The sequence below is a fragment of the Paractinoplanes bogorensis genome (assembly GCF_018829635.1).
Lineage (GTDB): Bacteria > Actinomycetota > Actinomycetes > Mycobacteriales > Micromonosporaceae > Actinoplanes > Actinoplanes bogorensis.
Genome location: NZ_JAHKKG010000026.1, coordinates 1 through 18,895, shown reverse-complemented (window position 1 = coordinate 18,895; position 18,895 = coordinate 1). Strand labels below are relative to the sequence as shown.

Below are 18,895 nucleotides of genomic sequence, written 5' to 3'. Positions count from 1 at the left end.
AGGCCACCATGGGCGACGACGCCGAACTCGCGCGCCGTGTTGCGGAAACGTTCGCTGCCGACGAGCGCTTCCGAAGGCAGCCGGTGGCCGTCCAGGTGCAGAACGGCGTGGTCATCCTGACCGGCACGGTGGAGAGCCCCGAGGTGTACGACTCGCTCACCGCGGTCGTCCGCAAGACCGACGGCGTCCGCGACCTGTGCGACGGCCTGCTGGTCCGCGACGGCGCCCGCCAGTTCGGCGAGCTGGCCGCCCAGCTGGCCCTGGCTCCGGCCTCGACCCGCCGGACCCGCCGTGGTGCTCCGGCCGCCGTGGCCGCCCGGGCCATCATGATCGCCACTGCGGTCGTCATCGTCCTGATCGAGGTGGCGGGCTGGCTGGCCGCCCTGTTCGGCGTCGGCATGCTGGCCTGGCTGGCCGACATCCTGCTGCGCCGCCGCGAGCGGTAACAAGCTCCAAGATCGCCCCAGCCGCGCGGCCCACCCACCACCGGGGGCCCCCGTCCCGGGCCATTGTGGCGGATTTCAAGATCGTCGGGGCAGCGGACGGACCCGCCCTGTGGACGGGCGACGACTGTGGATGACGACGCCGCGGCCTATGCCCTGTGGTAGGGGCCGGACTCGGTCCGGGGCCGGATGACCTCGTCCAGCGCGATCTCTACCGTGATCAAGGCGACCGACGGACGGTATTCGAGGAGACGAGATGGCGAACGAATTCGCGGTGGGTGACCGGCTGACCAACACGCTGGCCCGTGCCCGCGGCGCGGCCGGCGGTGGGCCGATCGGCACCGGGCACCTGCTGTTCGCGCTGGCCGGCGACAAGGACGTGGCGCCGCGACTGGATCCCTTCGAGATCACCCCGGTGGTCGTCTGGGCCGTCCTGGCCACGCCGGGCCGGGCGACAGCCGACGAGGCGTCCGACGACTCGGCGCGAGGAGCCGACGACCGGGTCCTCGCGGTGACGGCGAACGCGGCTGCGGCCCTCCGGGGCGTGACCGACGACTCGCGGGCGGCGCTGCTCGACCGTCTGCTCGACGACCCGGGGGCCGAGGCGTCGGCCGTGATCCGGGATTGTGGTGTGGACCTGACCGCCGTACGGGAAAATCTTGCTCCTCAGCCTGACCGCCTGGCGCCCGACCTGCGGCCCGCCCGCGACGCCCTGATCGGCCGGGTCCGCTATCGGGGGCGCGGCCTCAAGGACCGGCTGCTCTTCTCGGTGCTGGCCCGCCAGATCAACCACGGCGACCGCGCGGTCACCTGGACCCGCCTCGAGGCCGACGAACGCGCCCGGACCGCCGGCCGGTCCACCCGCACCGACGACATCCTGCTCGCCCTGCTGGTCACGCACGAGGTGGCGCGAGCCTATCCGCACCTGTCCGGCGGCGGGACCTACGGCGGCGGCGAGGGTCTGCTGGCCCGCGGCATCACCTCGGAACGGGTGCGGGCCGCCGCCCTCGACGACCGGCGCGACGACGTGCCGCCCGGCAAGATCCTGGTGCCCGGTCCCGACTGGACCGAGGACACCCAGGTGCTGCTCGACCGCCTGACCGCCCACCCCGGCAACCGGGCCACCCGCCTGCTCGCCCAGCTGAGCTGACCCCCACGTGACTGCGGTGGCTACAGTGCCCCGCGTGACGATCAACATCTGGGATCAGCGCCGACCTCACCTGCTGGCCGGCCTCGCGGCGGCCCTCATCGCGGCCTTCGTGCTGGCGCCGCCCCTGCTCGCCGCGACGTGGACGGGGAACGGGATCACCTCGCACGGCAGTCTCGTCCAGGCGTCGGAGGAGGCGTTCGCCGGCTACTGGCAGGCCGGCGGCGGCGCGCTCGATGCGAGCCTGCAGCGGATCGTCGATTACTGGTACGCCTTCCACATCGTCAAGGGCACCATCTCGGCGCTGCTGCTGGTCGTGCTCGTCGCGCTGGCCGTTCCGCTCTGGAAGAAGACACGGTGGGCGACGGCATCCGCCGTGACGACGCTGGCCCTCGTGACGGCGGCCGCCCTGATGGCCAACGTGCAGGGCACCCTCGCACCGCTGTCGTCGCTGCTGCCGATGGTGGGCGAGACCAGTTCCGGTGCGTCCACGCTGGCCCAGGCGGGCGCGCAACTGTCGGTGGCCCTGCACGAGGGCACTCCCGCACCGGCGTCCCTGCAGGTGATGGTCGACGACTTCGGCTGGTACCACGCCGTGATGGTCCCGATCGCCGGGTTCGCCGCGATCCTGATGCTGGTCGCCACCGTCCGGCTGTGGCGCCGCTTCCGGACGACCGACCGCGCGGCCAAGCCGGTCCGCCGCCTGCTGGCCGTGGCCGGGGTGCTGTCGGCGCTGCTGGCCCTGGTGATGAGCGCGGTGACGATCGCCAACGCCACCACGGCGGCGCATCCGGCTTCGGCGTTGCTGGCCTTCTTCAACGGCAGCTGGTGACCGGCGGCAGCTGGTGACCGCCGGCATCCGGTGCGGCCGCTCACACGTCGCCGGATGCCGAAACGTCCCGGTCCCGGTCTAAGACGGCCAGGAAGCGGAAGAAATGGGGGTCGAAGCGGCCCGGATCGGCCGCCGCCAGCTCGGCCCGGCTCCACCAGCGGACCGCACGGAACTCGCCGGCGTCCGGGCGCAGCTCCTCGTCGCCGGTGCGGGCCAGGACGTACCAGAGGCTGACGTCGGTGTGGCCGTGGTCCTGTCCGACCGTACGCGTGACGGTCAGGAAGACCGGCGACGGCGACAGACCCTCATCACCCAGGCCGAGCTCCTCCTCGATCTCCCGGCGCGCGGTCAGGGCCGGGTCCTCGTCGACCTCGACGTGACCGCCCGGCGGGAGCCACAGCCCGGCGTTGACGTGGTCGACCAGCAGGATCCGCCCGTCCGTGGCGACCGGCACCACGTACGACACCAGATGCTGCGCCGGCGACGCCGGTTTGACCCGCCGGAACACGTCGTCGGTGCTTGCCAGCCAGGCCAGCACCGACGCGCGGTGCTCGACGCCGAGCTCGTCGGCCGGCGAGAACCGGGACACCAGGTCGTGGACGGCCGTTACGGACTCCCGCATCCGGTCACTCTACGGCGCCGAACAGCGCGTTCTGCACGATGCGCTGGGCGGCCATCGCGTCCTGCCGGTCCTGAGCCTCGGCCAGCCCGGCGGTGTCGAGCCGGTCGAGCGCCCGGTGGATCCGCTTCAGCGTGCCGATGGCGGTGTTGGCGGCGTCGACGCTGTCCTCGCGGAACGGGAACTGGTCGAGCTGCCACACACCCTCCCAGTTGTTCTTGCGCAGCGTGTGGAAGAACTCGAAGATCTCGGTCAGGTGCACCGTGCCGACCACGAGGTCGTCGTCCCAGCCACGCAGGTTGTCGTTGACGTCCATGCCGTAGAGGCGGCCGTGGTCGATGATCAGCTGCGCGGCGTCGGCCGGGGACTCGCCGCCGTACAGGCTGTGCCCGAAATCGAGCAGGATGCCGACGTTGTCGAGCCCGATCTCCTGGATGCCGAGCAGCGACCGGGCGGCCGAGTCCCACGTCATCTTGACGCGTGGCTCACGCGGCTTGTACTCGATGGCGAACTTCAGGTCCGGGTGCGCACCGGCCAGCTCGCGCATGCCGTCGACGGCGAGCTTCCACAGTGTCCGGTGGTCGACCTGGAACGGGTAGTCCCATCCGTCCTGACCGGGCCAGATCTTCACATAGTCGGCGCCGAGCTCCCGCACGATCCCAGCCGCCTCGTGCATCAGATCAAGAGCGGTTTTCCGTACGCCGGGATCGGGGTTGGTGAACGCACCCCGGCTGAATTTACGCAGGTAGATCTCCGGGGTGATGCCGATGGCCGACAGTCCCTGCGCGGCCAGGGCGTCCTTGACCTCGCTGAGCCCGACGCCCGGGGTGAACGGGTAGTTGAGGTCGACGACGGACAGATCCTCGACCTGTCCGGCCAGTTCGATCGCGTCCAGGGTGGTGCGCGCCGGCCCGTAGCCGTCACTGGCATACCGGTCGACGTAGGTGGCGAAGTGCCACAGCCCGGCGCCGAAGCGGGGGTACTCGGTCATGCTGTGCTCCCATCACGAGGGGTACGGGTCCGGGTCGGCTTCGCGGCGTTCAGATGCTCGCGCCGCGCTCACGTGAGCGTGCGATCGCGGCGCGCCAGGCGGAACGCTGGGCGGTGAAGTCGCCGGGTTGTGGATGGAACTCGTCGTATTCGATCGGTGGTGTGAAGCCCCCGGCCAGGAAGGCGACGCCGAGGGCGGACAGGTTGGTGGTGCGGGCCCGATAGACGGGCAGCCCGGTGAGGTCAGCCTGAATCTGCATGAGGGTGTCGTTGCCGGCCGCTCCACCATCGGCGAGCAGACAATCGGCGGCGCGCGAGAAGCCGCCGGAGCGCGGCGAGCGGCCGGAACTCGACGAGTCAGCCGCGCGCGAGGAGTCGGCGGCGGGACTTGTGTCTTTCGGTGTCATGGCTTCGATGACATCGGTGACCTGGTGGGCGATCGACTCGACGGCGGCGCGGGCGAGCTGGCCCGGACCGCTGCCGAGGGTCAGGCCGCTGATCAGCCCGACGGCGTTGTCGTCCCAGTAGGGCGCGGCCAGACCGCCGAACGCGGGCACGAGGACCACGCCGTCACTGCTGGACTCGGCCGCGAGCTCGGCGATCCGGGCCGCCGTGACACCGGTGACCGACGCCAGCCAGGCCACGGTCGCGCCCGACGACCGGATGTTGCCTTCGGCGGCCAGGCAGTCGTTCCACGCGACGGTCAGGCAGACACCGGTGTCATCGGTGGCGCCCAGGCGCATGACCGACGACCCGGTGCCGTAGGTGACTTTGACGCCGCGGGAGGCCAGGGTGCCGTGCGCGTAGAGGGCCGCGTGCGAATCCCCGAGCACCGCGGTGATCGGCAGGCCGTCCAGCACTCCCCCGCGCGCACCGACGACACCGAGCGACCCCGATGACGGCGTGATGGCCGGAAGCGCGGATGCCGGGATCCCGAACAGGTCGAGCAGTTCCGGGCTCCACGCCCCCGCCCGCACGTCGAGCAGTTGCGTGCGCGAGGCGTTGCCCGACTCGATCCGGTGCCGGCCGGTCAACGCGAACAGCAACCACGCATCCACCGTGCCGACGGCGGCGCCGGGCGTCCGGTCGAGCAGCCATCGCAACTTGGCCGCGCTGAACATCGGATCGAGCGGAAGACCCGAGATTTCCCGTACGCGGGAAGCCTCGCCCTTGTCCCGCAATGCATCACAGATCGGCTGGGCCCGCTGGTCCTGCCAGCCCAGCACCGGCCCGGCCGGCTCACCCGTCCGTTTGTCCCACACGACGGCCGACTCGCGCTGCGTGCTGAGCCCGATCGACCGCACCCGCCCCGGATCCACGCCGGCCAGGCACTCCGAAGCCGCTGCCAGCACGCTGTCCAGAATCTCGCCCGCGTCCTGCTCGACCCACCCCGGCCGCGGATACCGGATCGGCACCGCCGCCGACCCCGTAGCCACCACCGCCCCCGCCGCGTCGACCAGCAGGCACTTCGTCGAGCTGGTGCCTTGATCGATCGCCAGCACAAGGTCACCCACGCCCCGATCACCTACGGCACCCAGCTCACCGCCGGCGCCCCGCTCGGGCACGGCACCCGGCTCGCGGACGGCGCCGCCATCCGGGTCGCCGGAGTGGGTGTCAGGCATCGGTGCGGGCCAGCGTGAGCGCGGCCGCCCGGATGTCGGCGGCGGTCAGGCCGAAGTGTTCGAGCAGGTACGCCGTCGTGCCGGTCGGGGCGAACTCGCGGTGGATGCCGAGCAGGCGCATCGGCACGGGGGTGCGCTCGGTGACCACGACGGCCGCGACCGCCGCGCCCAGGCCTCCGGTGGTGGTGGCCTCCTCGGCGGTGACGATGCCGCGGGTCTCGCGCATCGCCGCGCGGATCGCCTCCTCGTCGAGGGGCGCGATCGTCGACATGTTCAGCACTCGCACCGACACTCCCTGCTCGGCGGCCTCCTCGGCGGCGTCGAGCGCGCGGGAGACCATGGTTCCGGCCGCTACCACCGTGACATCAGTGCCATCGCGCAGAGTGGTTGCCGCGCCGTACGTGAACGGCCGTTCCCCGGTCACCGCGGGCACCTTGAACCGGCCGACGCGCAGGAACGCGGGCCGCGCCGCGTGGGCCGCCCAGCGCACCGCCGAACGGGTCTCGGCCGGGTCGGCGGGCACGATCACGTCGAGGCCGGCGATCGCGCGCAGCCACGACAGGTCCTCGATCGAGTGGTGGGTCGGGCCCAGTTCCCCGTACGCCATGCCGGGGCTCATCCCGCACAGCACCACCGGGGACTGGCTGTAGGCGACGTCGGCTTTGATCTGCTCGAGCGCGCGCCCGGTCAGGAACGGCGACGCGCCGCACACGAACGGGATGTAACCACTGAGCGCCAGGCCGGCCCCGACCCCGACCATGTCCTGCTCGGCGATGCCCACGTTGATCAGCCGGTCGGGGAACTCCTTCTGGAACTGCACGAGGTTGCTCGATCCGACCGAGTCGTTGCACACGGCGACGATTCGCTCATCCTCGCGCGCCAGAGCGGCCAACTCGTCGGCGAAGGCGACCCGGCAGTCGAAAGCCTCCGGAGACGAGAGGACGGGCGCGCTCATCGGGCCAGCTCCGCCGTCGCGGTGACGATCTGCTCGGCCGACGGCACCTTGTGATGCCATTCGACGCGGTCCTCCATGAACGAGACGCCCCTTCCCTTGGTGGTGTTGGCGATGACGCAGGTCGGCCGGGATCCGCGCGGTGAAGTGAGCGCTTCGAACAGCGCGAGATGGTCGTGCCCGTCGACTTCGAGCACGTCCCACCCGAACGCGCGGAACTTGTCGTCCAGCGGGTCCAGGGTGTTCGTCTCCTCGGTGCGGGCGCCCTGCTGCAGGCGGTTGCGGTCGACGACCGCGGTCAGGTTGGCCAGGCCGCGATGCCCGGCGGTCATCGCGGCCTCCCAGTTGCTGCCCTCCTGCAGTTCGCCGTCGCCGAGCACCACGTAGACGTGCCGCGACGACCCGGACAGCCGGGCCGCGACGGCCATGCCGACCGAGACCGGCAGGCCGTGGCCGAGCGGGCCGGTGTTGGTCTCGACGCCCGGCACCTTGACCCGGTTGGGGTGACCGTTGAGCGCCGAGAGCGGCCCCGCGAACGTGTCGAGCTCGGCCTCCGGGAAGAACCCGGCCGCGGCCAGGGTCGCGTACAGGGCCCCGGCGGTGTGTCCCTTGCTGAGCACGAACCGGTCCCGGTCGGCCCACTCCGGCTTCTCCGGGTCGACCCGCAGCACGCCGAAGAACAGCGTGGTCAGGATGTCGAGGACGGACATGTCGCCGCCCACGTGGCCCAGCTTGGCCCGGCCGATCATCCGCAGATCGGCGGTGCGGGACTGGTTGGCCCGCGTCCGCAGCATCTCGCGGCGGCGCTCGGGGCCGGCGTCGGCGAACTCCTGCCGGAAGAGGCGCCAGGCGGCGGCGGTACGGGGGTCGGCGACGAGCATGGGTTGTGCCTTTCTCAGGATGGTGACGCTCAGGAACCGGCGACGGCGAAGTTCTTGACCGTGCCGGCGTTGTCCGGGTTGACCAGCACGCAGTCGATCGACTGCTTCTCGGGCTGGTCCGCTTTCCCGTTCTTGATGTACGCGTCGGCCTGGTCGACGGCCATCTCCGCGATCTTGCTGGCGGGCTGGAGAACGGTCGCCTTGATCCCCTTCTTGAGGATCGAGGAGACGACGTCCGGGCTGCCGTCGAACCCGGTGACGATGATGTCCTTCTTGTTCGAGGCCTGCACCGCGGCGTACGCGCCCAGGGCCATCGTGTCGTTGCCGGCGATGATGCCCTTGATGTTCGGGTGGGCCTGCAGGATCGTCTGGGTCTTCTGCAGCGCCTCGGCCTGGTCCCAGTTCGCGCTCTGCTGGGCGACCATCTTGAGGTCCGGATACTGATCCAGTACGCCGTGGTAGCCCTTCGACCGCACACCCGCGTTGGTGTCGGTCGGCTTGCCGGTCAGCTCGGCGTATTCACCCTTGCCGCCCATCAGTTTGGCGAACTCCTGACCGCCGAGCCCGGCGCCCTGGGCGTTGTTGGAGACGATCTGGGCCACCGCGACGCCGGTCTTGTTGATCTCGCGGTCGATCAGGAACGTCGGGATCTGCGCGTCCTTGGCCCGCTGGATCGCGGTCACCGAGGCGTCGGCGCCCGCGTTGTCCAGGATGATCGCGGCCGCCTTGCGCGAGATCGCCGTGTCGAACTGCTGGCTCTGCTTGGTCGGGTCGTCGTCGTGGCTGAGCACCAGCGTCTCGTAGCCGAGCTTCTTGGCCTGGGCGTCGGCGGCTTCCTGCTCGGCTTTGAAGAACACGTTGTCGGGCGACGGCGTGATGATCACGATCAGCTTGGACGCGGCGGGGGCCGCGCTCGAGCCGGACGAGGATGACGACGAGGAGTCATCGCTGCCCCCGCAGGCGGACAGGGCCAGGACGGAGGCGGCACCGACGGCGAGGAAAGCTCGGCGGGACGGGAGATATCTCATGGAGTTTGATCCCTTCACAAGCGACGGAGCGGGGGGTGGAGCGGCGGCGCGAAGGCGAGAGCGGCGGTGCGAAGGCGGGTGCGGTCAGGCGGTGCGTCGGGTGAGGGTGGACTGCAGACGCTGCTGCGCCTGCTCGGTGATGACGGCGAAGACGATGACGGCGCCCTTGACCACGGACTGCCAGAACGTCGAGACGCCGACCAGCACGAGGCCGTCGCTGAGGAAGCCGATGACGAAGGCGCCCATCACGGTGCCGATGATCGTGCCGCGGCCGCCGCTGAGGGCGGTTCCGCCGAGCACCGCGGCGGCGATGGCGTTGAGCTCGTACGTGGTGGCGGTGTCCGGATAGGCGGCGCCGAGTTCCGACGTGAGGAGCAGGCCGGCCAGCGCCGCACATGCGCCCGAGATCACGTACACGGAAATCTTGATGCGGTTGACCCTGATGCCGGACAGCACCGCCGCGCGCTCGTTGCCGCCGACGGCGAAGATGCGCTTGCCGAACGGGGTCTTGGTCGTCACCAGGACCGCGGCGGCCGCGACCATCACCATGATCCATACGGCGACCGGAATACCGAGGATGCTGTCGACGCCGATGAAACCGAAGCCGGTGTTGCCGCGGGCCTCGGTGCCGGCCAGGTCGGGATAGGTGCCGCCGTCGCTGTGCAACTGCGCGGCGCCGCGGGCGACGTAGAGCATGCCGAGCGTGGCGATGAACGGCGCCACCCGGAAGCGGGTGATCAGCAGGCCGTTGACCGCGCCGACCAGTGCGCCGACGACGATGCCGATGAGAATGACGACGGCGACCGAGAAGAAGATCGTGCCGCCGGGGACGTTCAGGCCCTTGAACAGCAGGCCGCCCGACACCATGCTGGCCAGCCCCGCGATCGAGCCCACCGAGAGGTCGATGCCACCGGTCAGGATCACGAACGTCACGCCGATGGCCAGGATCGCGTTGATGGCCACGTGCTTGGTCATCAGGATCAGGTTGCTCTGGGTCAGGTACTCGGACGAGATCGAGCTGAAGATGATCACGAGCAGGACCAGGACGACCAGCGTGCGCCCACGCAGGAGCAGCAGCGCGGCCCGGGCCAGCGCCGTGTGGCGGGGCGCGTCGGGCGGAGGCGCGGCCGCCTGGCGGTGAGCTGCCACGTGCGTGTCGGTCATTTCGTCGCCTCCAGGACGCTGTCGGATGCGGACGCGGCCACCAGGGCCTCCTCGGTGACGGAGCCGGCGGTGAACTCGGCGGTGACCCGGCCGCGGGCCATCACCAGCACGCGGTCGGCCATGGCCATGACCTCGGCCAGCTCGGACGAGATGAACAGCACCCCGAAGCCCTGGGCGGCCAGGTCGGCCATCAGCGCGGCGATCTGCGCCTTGGCGCCGACGTCGATACCGCGGGTGGGCTCGTCCAGCAGCAGCACGACCGGGTCGGTGAGCAGGGCCCGGGCCAGCACGACCTTCTGCTGGTTGCCGCCGCTCAGCGCGGTGACGAGCGCGCCCAGACCGGGGCTCTTGATCGCCAGCTCGCCGACCTTGCCGTCGGCCGTGCGCTGCTCGGTGCCGCCGTTCAGCAAGCCACCACGGGTCATCCGGGCCAGAGTCGCCAGGAGAATGTTTTCCCGTACGGACATGGTGGGCACGAGTCCGTCGCGTTGCCTGTCCTCGGGCACCAGGGCCAGGCCGGCCGCCATCCGGGCCTGCACGGTGCCCTTCGGCTCATGCGTTCCGCGTATCACCACGTCGCCCGCACTCGGCCGACGCATACCCATCAGCGTCTCGACCAGTTCGGTGCGGCCCGCGCCCATCAGGCCGTAGATGCCGACCACCTCGCCCGCGCGCACGGTCAGCGAGACGTCGTCGACCTGGACCGGGCCGGGGACGGTCAGACCCCGTACGTCGAGAAGCACGTCACCGACCGGCGCGCTGTTGCGGGCGTACAGGGAATCGGGGTCCCGCCCGACCATCTGGCGCACGATCCACCCGGTGTCGGTGCGGCTCATCGACTCGTGGGCGACGAGCCCGCCGTCGCGGAAGACGGTGACCCAGTCGCCGATGCGGCGGAACTCGTCGAGCTTGTGCGAGATGTAGATGACCGTCACGTCGTCGCGGCGCAGCTCCGCCATCACGCCGAAGAGCACGTCGACCTCGTGGTTGGACAGCGCCGACGTCGGCTCGTCCATGATCAGGACGCGTACGTCGGTGAGCAGGGCCCGGCCGATCTCGACGAGTTGCTGCTGACCGATCGGCAGGTCGCCGACCAGGGTGTCCGGGGCGAGCCGGTCCTGGCCGAGACGTTGCAGCACCTCACGGGCCCGGCGGCGCTGCGCGGCGGCGTCCACGAACCGGCCGCCCCGGCGCAGCTCGCGACCGGCGAACAGGTTGTCGGCGATCGTCAGGTTGGGGAAGAGGCTGAGCTCCTGGTGGATGATCCCGATGCCGCGGGCCTGGGCCTCGCGCGGGCTGCCCAGCTGCACCGGCTCGCCGTCGAGGAGGATCTCGCCGCTGGTCGGCTGCTCGCTCCCGGAGAGGATCTTCATGAGCGTGGACTTGCCGGCGCCGTTCTCCCCCACCAGCACGTTGACCTGGCCGCGGTAGGCGGTGAAGGTGACATCCTTGAGCGCCCGTACGCCGCCGTACTTCTTGCTGATGTGATGCGCCTCGAGAATCTCCGGCATCACTTCACCGCCAGCTCGGTCGGCACCAGGAAGATCGTTCCCGGGGCGAGCGCGGAGAACGCGCCGTAGAAGTCGACGGTCCGGCCCTTCAGTCCGCTTTTGTCGATCTTGGCGATGACGCCGGTCTTCACGTGGTCGTTGATCTGGTTGCCGACCTCGGCGTAGTCGATCTGGTTGGTGAAGTCGCCGAACGAGATGAAGCCGACCGCGTCGCGGATCGCGGTGCCGGCGATGACCGGGCCGGTGGCGATGGTGACCTTGAGCGGCTGGCCGCCCGCCTGCGGGACCTCGACGGTGACCGGGCCGGTCGGCACCGAGGAGTCGACGTCGGTGACCTTTCCGGAACCCTTGACCATGTACGCGTACGGGCTGCCGGTCCCCGCCTGATGCCCGAACTGCTGGCCCGCGGCCTCGGGGTCCTTCGCGATGGCGGCGGCGACCTCGACGACGTCCTTCGCGTTGTCGTGCACGGTCGGGACGATCTTCTGCGCCCAGTTGTCGTTCACGTACGTCGCCGGATCGGTGGCTGCGGCGGCGGCTGCGGCCTGTCCGTCCTTCTCGTACACGTAGACACCCGGCACTTTCGAGCAGGCCGCGGTCATCGCCAGCACCGCCACCAGAGTCGCCACCGTTCTGCGGGTCACCGCCGTCATGCTGAATATCCATTCATAGGCGATTGGGCATGCACCTACTGTGAATGGTCGATGTCGCGCTTGTCAACGGGGTTGTTTTCGCCAGGGCGCGTCGGCGGCTTCAGGGTTGAATAAGTATTCTCGGGACTTGCCGAGGCACGGGAGGACGTCAGTGGCAGAGCGCTACCCGGTCGACGAGCTGGCCACCGACCAGATCCGGCTGCTCACCAAGGTCGCCCGCATGTACCACGAGCGGGGCATGCGCCAGCCGCAGATCGCGCAGCAGCTGCACATCAGCCAGCCGCGCGTGTCCCGGCTGCTCAAGCGCGCGGTCGAGCTGGGCATCGTGCGCACGACGGTGATCGCGCCGCGCGGCGTCTACGCGGAACTCGAGGAACAGATCGAGCAGGCGTACGGGCTCACCGAAGTGATCGTGGCCGACACCGACGACCACGCCGACGAGGGTCACGTGCTGCGCGCGCTCGGCTCGGCGGCCGCGGTCTACCTGGAGACGACCCTGATGGGCGGCGAGCGCATCGGGGTGTCGTCGTGGAGCTCGACGATCCTGGCCACCGTCGAGGCGATGCACCCCCGCCCGACCCCGGTGGCCGACCAGGTCGTGCAGATGCTGGGCGGGGTCGGCAACGTGACCGCGCAGACCCAGGCCACCCGGATCACCGGCCGCTTGGCCGCGCTGACCGGCGCCCAGGCGGTCTACCTGCAGGCGCCCGGCTTGCTGGCGTCGGGCGACATGCGGCAGATGTTCGTGACCGACCCCAACATCGAGCCGGTGCTCAAGGCGTGCGAAGACCTGACCATGGCCCTGGTCGGCGTGGGCAGCATCGAGCCGTCGCCGCTGCTGCGCGAGAGCGGCAACGCCTTCGCCGAGAGCGAGCTGCCCGGGTTGCGGTCGGCGGGCGCGGTCGGTGACGTCTGCATGCGCTTCTTCGACGCCGACGGGGAGCACATCACGTCCGCCTTCGACGACCGGGTGCTGGGCATCGACTCGTCGACGCTGCGCGCGGTCCCCCGGCGGGTCGCCGTGGCCGGCGGCCTGCGCAAGAGCAACGCCATCCGGGCCGCCGTCAAGGGTGGCTGGGCCAACGTGCTGATCACCGACCTGCAGGTCGCGCGAAGCCTCCTGGAATCCTGAGCACCCGCGGATCGGGTCAGAGGTGGACCATGGCCTGCCGGGTGTCCGCGGCGGGCGGCGTGCCTGTTCCGGCGCGGGTTCGGCGGCTGAGTGCGTAGCCGATCACGGCAGCGATCAGGCCGGCCAGCCCCGCGGTGACGAAGCCGCCCGCGGGGACGGTCAGGTCGATCGCGGCTCCGACCAGCGGGGAACCCAGCGCGAACCCGGCACTCTGCGCCGACGACTGCAAGCCGGTGGCCTCGCCCCGCACGCCGGCCGGAGCGAGCCGGCTGACCGAGTCGGCGACTGTGGCCAGCGTGGGTGCGGTGAGCAGTCCGGCACCGACCACGGCTACGCACAGCCAGCGCCAGTCGTGGGCCAGGGCGGCCGGGATCGTCAGCATTCCGAGCAGGGCCAGCAGGAGCCAGGTGGGCAGCGGGCGGGTCAGGGCCCCGTGGACCAGGCCGCCGGCGATCGAGCACACGCCGAAGACCACGACGACCACGGCGGCCCACGACACCTGACCGGACTCGCGCAGCGTCGCCACGATGGCCAGGTCGACGCCGCTGAGCAGGGTGGTCGCGCCGAAGGCCATGATCAGGGCGGCGATCATGCCGGAGCGCAGCCACCGGCGGCGTGGGATGCGGGTGGCGGTGCGTTCGCCGTCCGACCGTACGGGTGGGTTGAGCAGGGCGATGCCGGCTCCCCCGGCGACGATCGTCGCGCCGACGACCCAGGCCATGACATCGGGCGACAACGTGGCCGCGCCCAGGATGACCAGGGCCGGGCCGATGATGTACGACAACTCGCCCTGCACGGATTCCAGCGCGAACGCGGCCCGCCGCCGGCCGGCCGGAACCGTGGCGGTGATCGCCTGCCGGGTCACGGACTGCGCGGGCACCATCAGCAGTCCGGCCAGGAGGGCGGCGGGCAGAAGTACGGCGTACGGGAGGAAAGGAACGCTCGCCCAGAACGCGACCTGCGCGAGGATGGTCAGAAGCAGAACCGTGCGCACACCCCGCGCGTCGATCAGGCGGCCGAGCAGCGGGCCGCCGAGTGCGACGCCCGCGGTCAGTGCCGCCGTGATGCCGCCGGCCGCCACGTAACTGAGGTTCAGGCCGAGCACGACATAGAGCGTCAGCGCCATCACATCGGCCGTGATCGCGGTGCGGGCGAGCAGCGAGACGCACAGTAGCGAGGCGAGGCCGGGCACGGTGAGCACCTGCCGGTATCCGGTCATCCCCCGACGCTAGAACCGAGCCCGGTTGATAGGAAGACCAGCCTTGCTAAGGCCAGACATAATGAATCGTTATGGGGAGAGAGCTCGAGACGGGGTTGTTGCGGTCGTTCGTGACGGCGGTGCGTGCGGGCAGCATCAGTCGTGGCGCGAGCACGCTCGGCGTCACGCAACCGGCGCTCAGCCAGCAGTTACGCCGGCTCGAGAGTGTCGTCGGCCGTCCGCTGCTGCACCGGTCGCCGTCGGGTGTCGCGCCGACGCGGGCCGGGGAGGAGCTTATTCCGTACGCGGAAAGGATCCTCTCGCTCTCGGCCCAGGCTCTCACCGAGACGGGCCGGACGCTGACCGGTCACTGCGGTGTCGGGCTGCTCGAAGATCTGGCGGCGTCCCGGCTTCCGCAGGCGCTGGCCGACCTGGCCGGGCTCCATCCCGGGGCGACGCTCGAGGTGTTGTGCACGTCGAAGGCAGCTATGCGCGAAGCGTATGAGACGAGCCGGGTCCATCTGGTTCTCGACGAAGTCCCCGACCTGCCCGAGGCGCCGCGCTGGACGGTCCGGCGGCCGCTGGCCTGGGCGATCGGTCCGGGCGTCGACCTGCGGGCCGATCCGCTGCCGGTGGTGCTGTTCTCGAACACCTGCGCCTGGCGGACGGCGGTGCTGGCGGCGATGGAGAGCTCGGGCCGGCGGTGGCGGGTCGCGTTCGAGAGCAACAGCCTGGTCGGCGTGCAGGCCGCGTTACGGGCGGGGCTGGGGGTCGGCGCGCTCATGCCGGCCAACCTCGAACCGTCGATGGTCGGCCACGACACTTCCGCGCTGCCGCCCCTGCCGGACGTCGAACTCGGCCTGACGCGGCATCCGCGCACCGCGGGCGATCCCTTGATCGATGCGGTGGAGACCGCCCTGCGGCGCATGCTTTAAATCATCAATGCGTTTCCCGTACGGCCGAAGCGTCCCGCCCGCACCCAGGCTCCCGACTGTCCCACCGCGGCTTCCGGCCACCCGCTCCACGCGGCTTCCGGCCACCCGCTCCACGCGGCTTCCGGCCACCCGCTCCACGCGGCTTCCGGCCACCCGCTCCAGCACATCTCGCTGAACGAACGACTGCTCCCAGGGTGGCGGGCGGCGGCCTGGTCAGCGGCGTGGGGAGGCGATGAAGTCACGGTCGTGGTAGACGAGGTGGCCGCCCGGCTCGCCCAGCAGGACCTCGTGGATCTCGGCGATCACTACGGTGGAGGTGCCGACCGGCACCAACTGCAGCGGGGTGCCGCGCAGGGACGCCAGGGCTCCGGTGAGGACCGGCTCGCCGTCGGGCAGATACTCCCAGCCCTGGTCGGGGGTGAAACGCGGCCCGCCCGGACCGGCGAAGGCCCGCGCCAAACTGATCGACTCGGGGCCGAGCAGGTTGACGACGAAGCTCGGCGCGCGCACGAGGGCCTGCGCCGACGGCGAATCCATGACCGAGAACGACAGCGCGGGCGGATCGAGCGACACCGAGGCCACGCTCGACGCGGTCAGGCCGACCGGGCCCGCGGCCGAGATGATCGCGACGCCGGTCGGGTAGCGACGGAAAGCCGCCTTGAAGCTGTCGATGGTGCTGAACACACGACAAACCGTAGAACCTCAACCGCGGTTCAGGTCAACGTGTGCAAGATCGCAATTGTCAGCAGGGCGGGCAGACAGGCGAGCGTGGACAGGAACACCGCATCCCGGGCGAGCGTGAGTCCGGTGTTGAAGGCCTGCGCGTACAGGAAAACGTTCTGAGCTGCGGGAAGGGCGGCCAGCACGGTGACCGCGTACACCTCCTCCGGAGCCAGACCGACGACGAGAGCGAGCAGAAACGCGAGCGCGGGCATGATCGCGGCCTTGAGCACGACGGCGGCGAGAATCGGGACGCGGTCGGGGCCGGGCTCGAGCAGGCGGCCGCCGGAGAGTGACATGCCGAAGGCGACGAGCACCACCGGGGCGGCCGAGTTGCCCATCGCGGAGATCGGTTCGAGAAGCACCGACGGCACTCGCAAGCCCGTCACCGAGACGATGATCCCGAGCCCGACAGCCACGGTGAGTGGGCTGCGCAGAGGCACGGTGAGTGACGTTCGCCAGGACGTGTGACCGGTTGTGGCGAGTTCGAGCAAGGTCACCGTGGCCGGCATGAAGACGAGCAGCTGCAGCATGATGATCGGCACCACCAGGGCGGTGTCGTGCAGCACGTAGGAGGCCACCGGGATCCCGATGAACGCCGCGTTGACGTAGCCCGCGCCGAGCGCCCCGACGATGCGCGTACCGAGGTCGCGGCCACGCGTGGTGAACGTGTGCAGACCGAAACAGATCAGTGCCGCGGCGGCCGAGATCAGCAGCGGCTCGGTGAAGAGCGCGGCCGGATCGGACGCCGCGGCACTGACGAAGAGCAGGCACGGCGAAAGGACCGTGTACGCGAGCCGCCCGGCCGCGGCCTCGGTCCCGGCGGGCAGCCGGCCCCAGCGGCCGGCCACCCATCCGGCGAGCACGATCACGCCGATGACCGCGAATCCGGAGAGCGCCGAGATCATTTCCCCGACGCTACTGCCAATCCGGCTTCCGAGCTGCTCCCGGCCGCGACCAGCTCGACCTCGACGTAAAGCTCGACCACGCCGTCACCCTCGACCTCGACCGGCCGTGCCCGGCGTTCCCACGCTGATCGTGATGCCGAGGCCGATCCGGACCGCCCTGCTCGACCTCGACCTCAAGCCCGGCCACGCAGTCACGCACGGCGACGACGCGCATAGCCGGAGCCGACCCGACGTCACGTCGCCGGCTGGACTGCTCAGGGTGCGATCGACCAGAGCTGGCACGTGTTGTTGAGCCACATCCAGAGCTGGGCCTTGGTGCCGTTGGCGGTGCCGCAGTTCTGGTCGTCGAGCACCATGCCGCTGTTCTCGACGACGAGCTCGTAACGCCCGTTGCCGGCCGGAATGACCGCCCACTGCTGGCACGTGTTGCCCAGCGACTGCCACAGATTGACGGCCGTGCCGAGCGCCTGACCGCAATTGACCGCGTCGAGCACCTTGCCCGCGTTGACGTTGGTGATCGTCCACTTGTTCGCGCCGACACTGTTGAAGCGCCACTGCTGACACGAGTTGCCGAGCGACTGCCACACCTGGATCGCCGTGCCGTTGGCGGTGCCGCAGTTGACGGCGTCGAGCACCTTGCCCGCCGCGAGGTTGGTGAGCCGGTAGGTGGCGCCGTTCACCGGGAACGTGACGCTCTTGCTGTAACCGACGGCGACGATGTTGGACTGCACCGAGTTCTCCGTCGCGTCACTCGGGTAACCGCTGGTCATCACGCCTTCGAAGAACGACCCGACCGAGCCGTTGCTGTTGTCCCCGCCGATGCCCAGGATGATCGCGCCCTGCTTGGTCATCGGGTTGTAGCCGGACTGCGTCGGCAACGCTCCGTTGTAGCGCGTGGCCAGCCCACCCGACTGGGCGTTCCCGTCCTTGATCGCGTACGTGGACGTGCCGTTGTTCTTCAGCACGGCCGTGACGAACGCGCTGTTGCGTCCCGTGTTCGCCGTCCACGATCCGTTGCCACCCGCGAACAACCCGTTCTCCAGGTCGGCGGCCACCCGCGGTCCCGCCGAACAGGGCGAGAACCAGCACAGGTTCCCGAAATAGATCGCATCCATGTCACCGTTCCCGGTGTCCATGTTGTTGGTTTCCGCATTACCGTAGTCGAAGCAGCAGCGATCGTTAACATGCGTGCCCTCAGTGACCATGTACATGCCCTCGGGCGCACTGCCGGTCGCGATGCCGTTGGTCGCATTGTTGCGATAGCCGTTCCCGGCCGAGATGTACACGCCATAGACCTTGTGATCACCCGCCGTCACCGGCAGGGCGGCCGCGTTGGCACCCTGATCGGCGGTCGGGTTGGCGCCGCCGCCGGGCGCGATCGTCAGATCGTTGTGCCGGCTCGTCTGGTCATAGATGCGCACGATCGTGCAATACGTCCCCGAGCAGAACGAGTCCTGCGTCGCCGCGTTCGCATAACCGCCGGCACTGAGCACGCCGATGTTCGAGGTCGCGCCGTCGGACCAGCGCCGCACCTGATAGAGCGAGCCGCCGTAGGAGCCGAACAGCGCGCGGGTGGTGCTGTGCGCGGCCACGCAGGGGGTGCCGCCGCTCGCGTAGAGATCGCACGGCCCGGTGCCCGCGGCCTGGGCCGGACCCGAGCCGAAGAGGGCGGCGCCGGCCGCGAGGACAGTGGCGGCGAGGGCTGTCCGCCAGGTTCTTTTACCCATGATGCGCCTTTCGCTGAAATGCGAAGCAGCCGGACGGTGAACCGGTTGCTGCTGGAGCCATGGATCGTGTTGTTAACGTTCACAGAAGTTAACTATGGATTTCAGGCTTGTCAATGCTTTCCGAAAGGCCGCGAATACCGGCGAACGCGACGACACCACCGGACGGGCAGCGGCGGCCAGGCCGGGGTGCCGGCCGCCAACCGGCCGGGTGACGCGGGCGGGAACACGTCGAGCGGGTCTTCGGTGACCACGCGCCGGAAAGACACGGGACGCCGGCCGCCACGGTGGGCGACCGGCGTCCCGATTCGCGCGACAGGCTGCGCCCCACGGCGGGCAACCGGCATTCCGATCCGCGCGACAGGCTGCGCCCCACGGCGGGCAACCGGCATTCCGATCCGCGCGACAGGCTGCGCCCCACGGCGGGCAACCGGCA

The 18,895-nt window shown here is 70.3% G+C and carries 18 protein-coding genes; 5 read left to right on the top strand and 13 right to left on the bottom strand.

Annotation, left to right across the window (positions count from 1 at the left end):
• Positions 1–8: 8 nt before the first annotated feature.
• From KOI35_RS46275 to KOI35_RS46265, 3 genes are all read left to right on the top strand, one after another.
• Positions 9–446 carry a BON domain-containing protein gene (locus KOI35_RS46275; RefSeq protein ID WP_215796168.1) on the top strand — a complete coding sequence of 146 codons (438 nt, stop codon included), beginning with the start codon at positions 9–11 and terminating at the stop codon, positions 444–446.
• Positions 447–699: 253 nt separating this feature from the next.
• Positions 700–1,593, top strand: a complete 894-nt coding sequence (locus tag KOI35_RS46270; protein ID WP_215796167.1) for a Clp protease N-terminal domain-containing protein — start codon at positions 700–702, stop codon at positions 1,591–1,593.
• A 34-nt stretch (positions 1,594–1,627) separates the two neighbouring features.
• Positions 1,628–2,422: a hypothetical protein gene (locus KOI35_RS46265; protein ID WP_215796166.1), complete on the top strand. Its 795-nt coding sequence runs from the start codon at positions 1,628–1,630 to the stop codon at positions 2,420–2,422.
• 40 nt (positions 2,423–2,462) lie between these two features.
• On the opposite strand, the gene KOI35_RS46260 is transcribed toward KOI35_RS46265, so the two are convergent.
• The 9 genes from KOI35_RS46260 to KOI35_RS46220 all read right to left on the bottom strand — a co-directional run bounded on the left by KOI35_RS46260 (position 2,463) and on the right by KOI35_RS46220 (position 11,833).
• Complete coding sequence (locus tag KOI35_RS46260; RefSeq protein WP_215796165.1) at positions 2,463–3,044, bottom strand: NUDIX domain-containing protein; 582 nt, start codon at positions 3,042–3,044, stop codon at positions 2,463–2,465.
• Between the two features lie 4 nt (positions 3,045–3,048).
• Entirely contained in the window at positions 3,049–4,032 is a 984-nt protein-coding gene (locus KOI35_RS46255) for a sugar phosphate isomerase/epimerase family protein (RefSeq protein WP_215796164.1), read from the bottom strand.
• A 49-nt stretch (positions 4,033–4,081) separates the two neighbouring features.
• Positions 4,082–5,653 (bottom strand): FGGY family carbohydrate kinase, encoded by a 1,572-nt coding sequence (locus KOI35_RS46250; protein ID WP_246614913.1) that lies wholly within the window; start codon positions 5,651–5,653, stop codon positions 4,082–4,084.
• Positions 5,646–6,608, bottom strand: coding sequence for a transketolase family protein (locus KOI35_RS49275; RefSeq protein WP_215796163.1), 963 nt, complete (start codon positions 6,606–6,608; stop codon positions 5,646–5,648). The genes KOI35_RS46250 and KOI35_RS49275 overlap by 8 nt, the downstream gene beginning before the upstream one ends.
• Positions 6,605–7,486 (bottom strand): transketolase, encoded by an 882-nt coding sequence (locus tag KOI35_RS46240; RefSeq protein ID WP_215796162.1) that lies wholly within the window; start codon positions 7,484–7,486, stop codon positions 6,605–6,607. Before KOI35_RS46240 ends, KOI35_RS49275 begins: the two co-directional genes overlap by 4 nt.
• A 29-nt stretch (positions 7,487–7,515) precedes the next feature.
• On the bottom strand, positions 7,516–8,514 hold the full coding sequence (locus tag KOI35_RS46235) for a D-ribose ABC transporter substrate-binding protein (RefSeq protein WP_215796161.1): 999 nt from the start codon (positions 8,512–8,514) through the stop codon (positions 7,516–7,518).
• Positions 8,515–8,598: 84 nt separating this feature from the next.
• Positions 8,599–9,678: an ABC transporter permease gene (locus tag KOI35_RS46230; protein WP_215796160.1), complete on the bottom strand. Its 1,080-nt coding sequence runs from the start codon at positions 9,676–9,678 to the stop codon at positions 8,599–8,601.
• A complete protein-coding gene (locus tag KOI35_RS46225) occupies positions 9,675–11,189 on the bottom strand; it encodes a sugar ABC transporter ATP-binding protein (protein ID WP_215796159.1) in 1,515 nt (504 codons plus the stop codon). The genes KOI35_RS46230 and KOI35_RS46225 overlap by 4 nt, the downstream gene beginning before the upstream one ends.
• Positions 11,189–11,833, bottom strand: a complete 645-nt coding sequence (locus KOI35_RS46220; RefSeq protein ID WP_215796158.1) for a DUF2291 family protein — start codon at positions 11,831–11,833, stop codon at positions 11,189–11,191. Before KOI35_RS46220 ends, KOI35_RS46225 begins: the two co-directional genes overlap by 1 nt.
• Before the next feature lie 160 nt (positions 11,834–11,993).
• Between KOI35_RS46220 and KOI35_RS46215 the strand changes: the two genes are divergently transcribed.
• Entirely contained in the window at positions 11,994–12,974 is a 981-nt protein-coding gene (locus tag KOI35_RS46215; RefSeq protein WP_308121467.1) for a sugar-binding transcriptional regulator, read from the top strand.
• Between the two features lie 16 nt (positions 12,975–12,990).
• Here KOI35_RS46215 and KOI35_RS46210 read toward each other — a convergent pair whose 3' ends face one another.
• Positions 12,991–14,193 (bottom strand): MFS transporter, encoded by a 1,203-nt coding sequence (locus tag KOI35_RS46210; protein WP_215796157.1) that lies wholly within the window; start codon positions 14,191–14,193, stop codon positions 12,991–12,993.
• A 71-nt stretch (positions 14,194–14,264) separates the two neighbouring features.
• On the opposite strand from KOI35_RS46210, the gene KOI35_RS46205 reads away from it, so the two are divergent.
• Complete coding sequence (locus KOI35_RS46205) at positions 14,265–15,107, top strand: LysR family transcriptional regulator (RefSeq protein WP_215796156.1); 843 nt, start codon at positions 14,265–14,267, stop codon at positions 15,105–15,107.
• Between the two features lie 213 nt (positions 15,108–15,320).
• On the opposite strand, the gene KOI35_RS46200 is transcribed toward KOI35_RS46205, so the two are convergent.
• The 3 genes from KOI35_RS46200 to KOI35_RS46190 all read right to left on the bottom strand — a co-directional run bounded on the left by KOI35_RS46200 (position 15,321) and on the right by KOI35_RS46190 (position 18,462).
• Positions 15,321–15,791: a flavin reductase family protein gene (locus KOI35_RS46200; RefSeq protein ID WP_215796155.1), complete on the bottom strand. Its 471-nt coding sequence runs from the start codon at positions 15,789–15,791 to the stop codon at positions 15,321–15,323.
• Positions 15,792–15,820: 29 nt separating this feature from the next.
• Entirely contained in the window at positions 15,821–16,735 is a 915-nt protein-coding gene (locus KOI35_RS46195) for an AEC family transporter (protein ID WP_215796154.1), read from the bottom strand.
• A gap of 254 nt (positions 16,736–16,989) precedes the next feature.
• The gene (locus KOI35_RS46190; protein WP_215796153.1) at positions 16,990–18,462 is read right to left on the bottom strand and encodes an arabinofuranosidase catalytic domain-containing protein; all 1,473 of its coding nucleotides are present in this window, start codon (positions 18,460–18,462) and stop codon (positions 16,990–16,992) included.
• Positions 18,463–18,895 lie beyond the last annotated feature (433 nt).

Coding starts and splice junctions, on each gene's coding strand:
- KOI35_RS46235 (WP_215796161.1), bottom strand. CDS start 8,514: ATGAGATATCTCCCGTCCCGCCGAGCTTTCCTCGCCGTCGGTGCCGCC.
- KOI35_RS46210 (WP_215796157.1), bottom strand. CDS start 14,193: ATGACCGGATACCGGCAGGTGCTCACCGTGCCCGGCCTCGCCTCGCTA.
- KOI35_RS46195 (WP_215796154.1), bottom strand. CDS start 16,735: ATGATCTCGGCGCTCTCCGGATTCGCGGTCATCGGCGTGATCGTGCTC.
- KOI35_RS46230 (WP_215796160.1), bottom strand. CDS start 9,678: ATGACCGACACGCACGTGGCAGCTCACCGCCAGGCGGCCGCGCCTCCG.
- KOI35_RS46255 (WP_215796164.1), bottom strand. CDS start 4,032: ATGACCGAGTACCCCCGCTTCGGCGCCGGGCTGTGGCACTTCGCCACC.
- KOI35_RS46240 (WP_215796162.1), bottom strand. CDS start 7,486: ATGCTCGTCGCCGACCCCCGTACCGCCGCCGCCTGGCGCCTCTTCCGG.
- KOI35_RS49275 (WP_215796163.1), bottom strand. CDS start 6,608: ATGAGCGCGCCCGTCCTCTCGTCTCCGGAGGCTTTCGACTGCCGGGTC.
- KOI35_RS46250 (WP_246614913.1), bottom strand. CDS start 5,653: ATGCCTGACACCCACTCCGGCGACCCGGATGGCGGCGCCGTCCGCGAG.
- KOI35_RS46270 (WP_215796167.1), top strand. CDS start 700: ATGGCGAACGAATTCGCGGTGGGTGACCGGCTGACCAACACGCTGGCC.
- KOI35_RS46275 (WP_215796168.1), top strand. CDS start 9: ATGGGCGACGACGCCGAACTCGCGCGCCGTGTTGCGGAAACGTTCGCT.
- KOI35_RS46190 (WP_215796153.1), bottom strand. CDS start 18,462: ATGGGTAAAAGAACCTGGCGGACAGCCCTCGCCGCCACTGTCCTCGCG.
- KOI35_RS46205 (WP_215796156.1), top strand. CDS start 14,265: ATGGGGAGAGAGCTCGAGACGGGGTTGTTGCGGTCGTTCGTGACGGCG.
- KOI35_RS46225 (WP_215796159.1), bottom strand. CDS start 11,189: ATGCCGGAGATTCTCGAGGCGCATCACATCAGCAAGAAGTACGGCGGC.
- KOI35_RS46260 (WP_215796165.1), bottom strand. CDS start 3,044: ATGCGGGAGTCCGTAACGGCCGTCCACGACCTGGTGTCCCGGTTCTCG.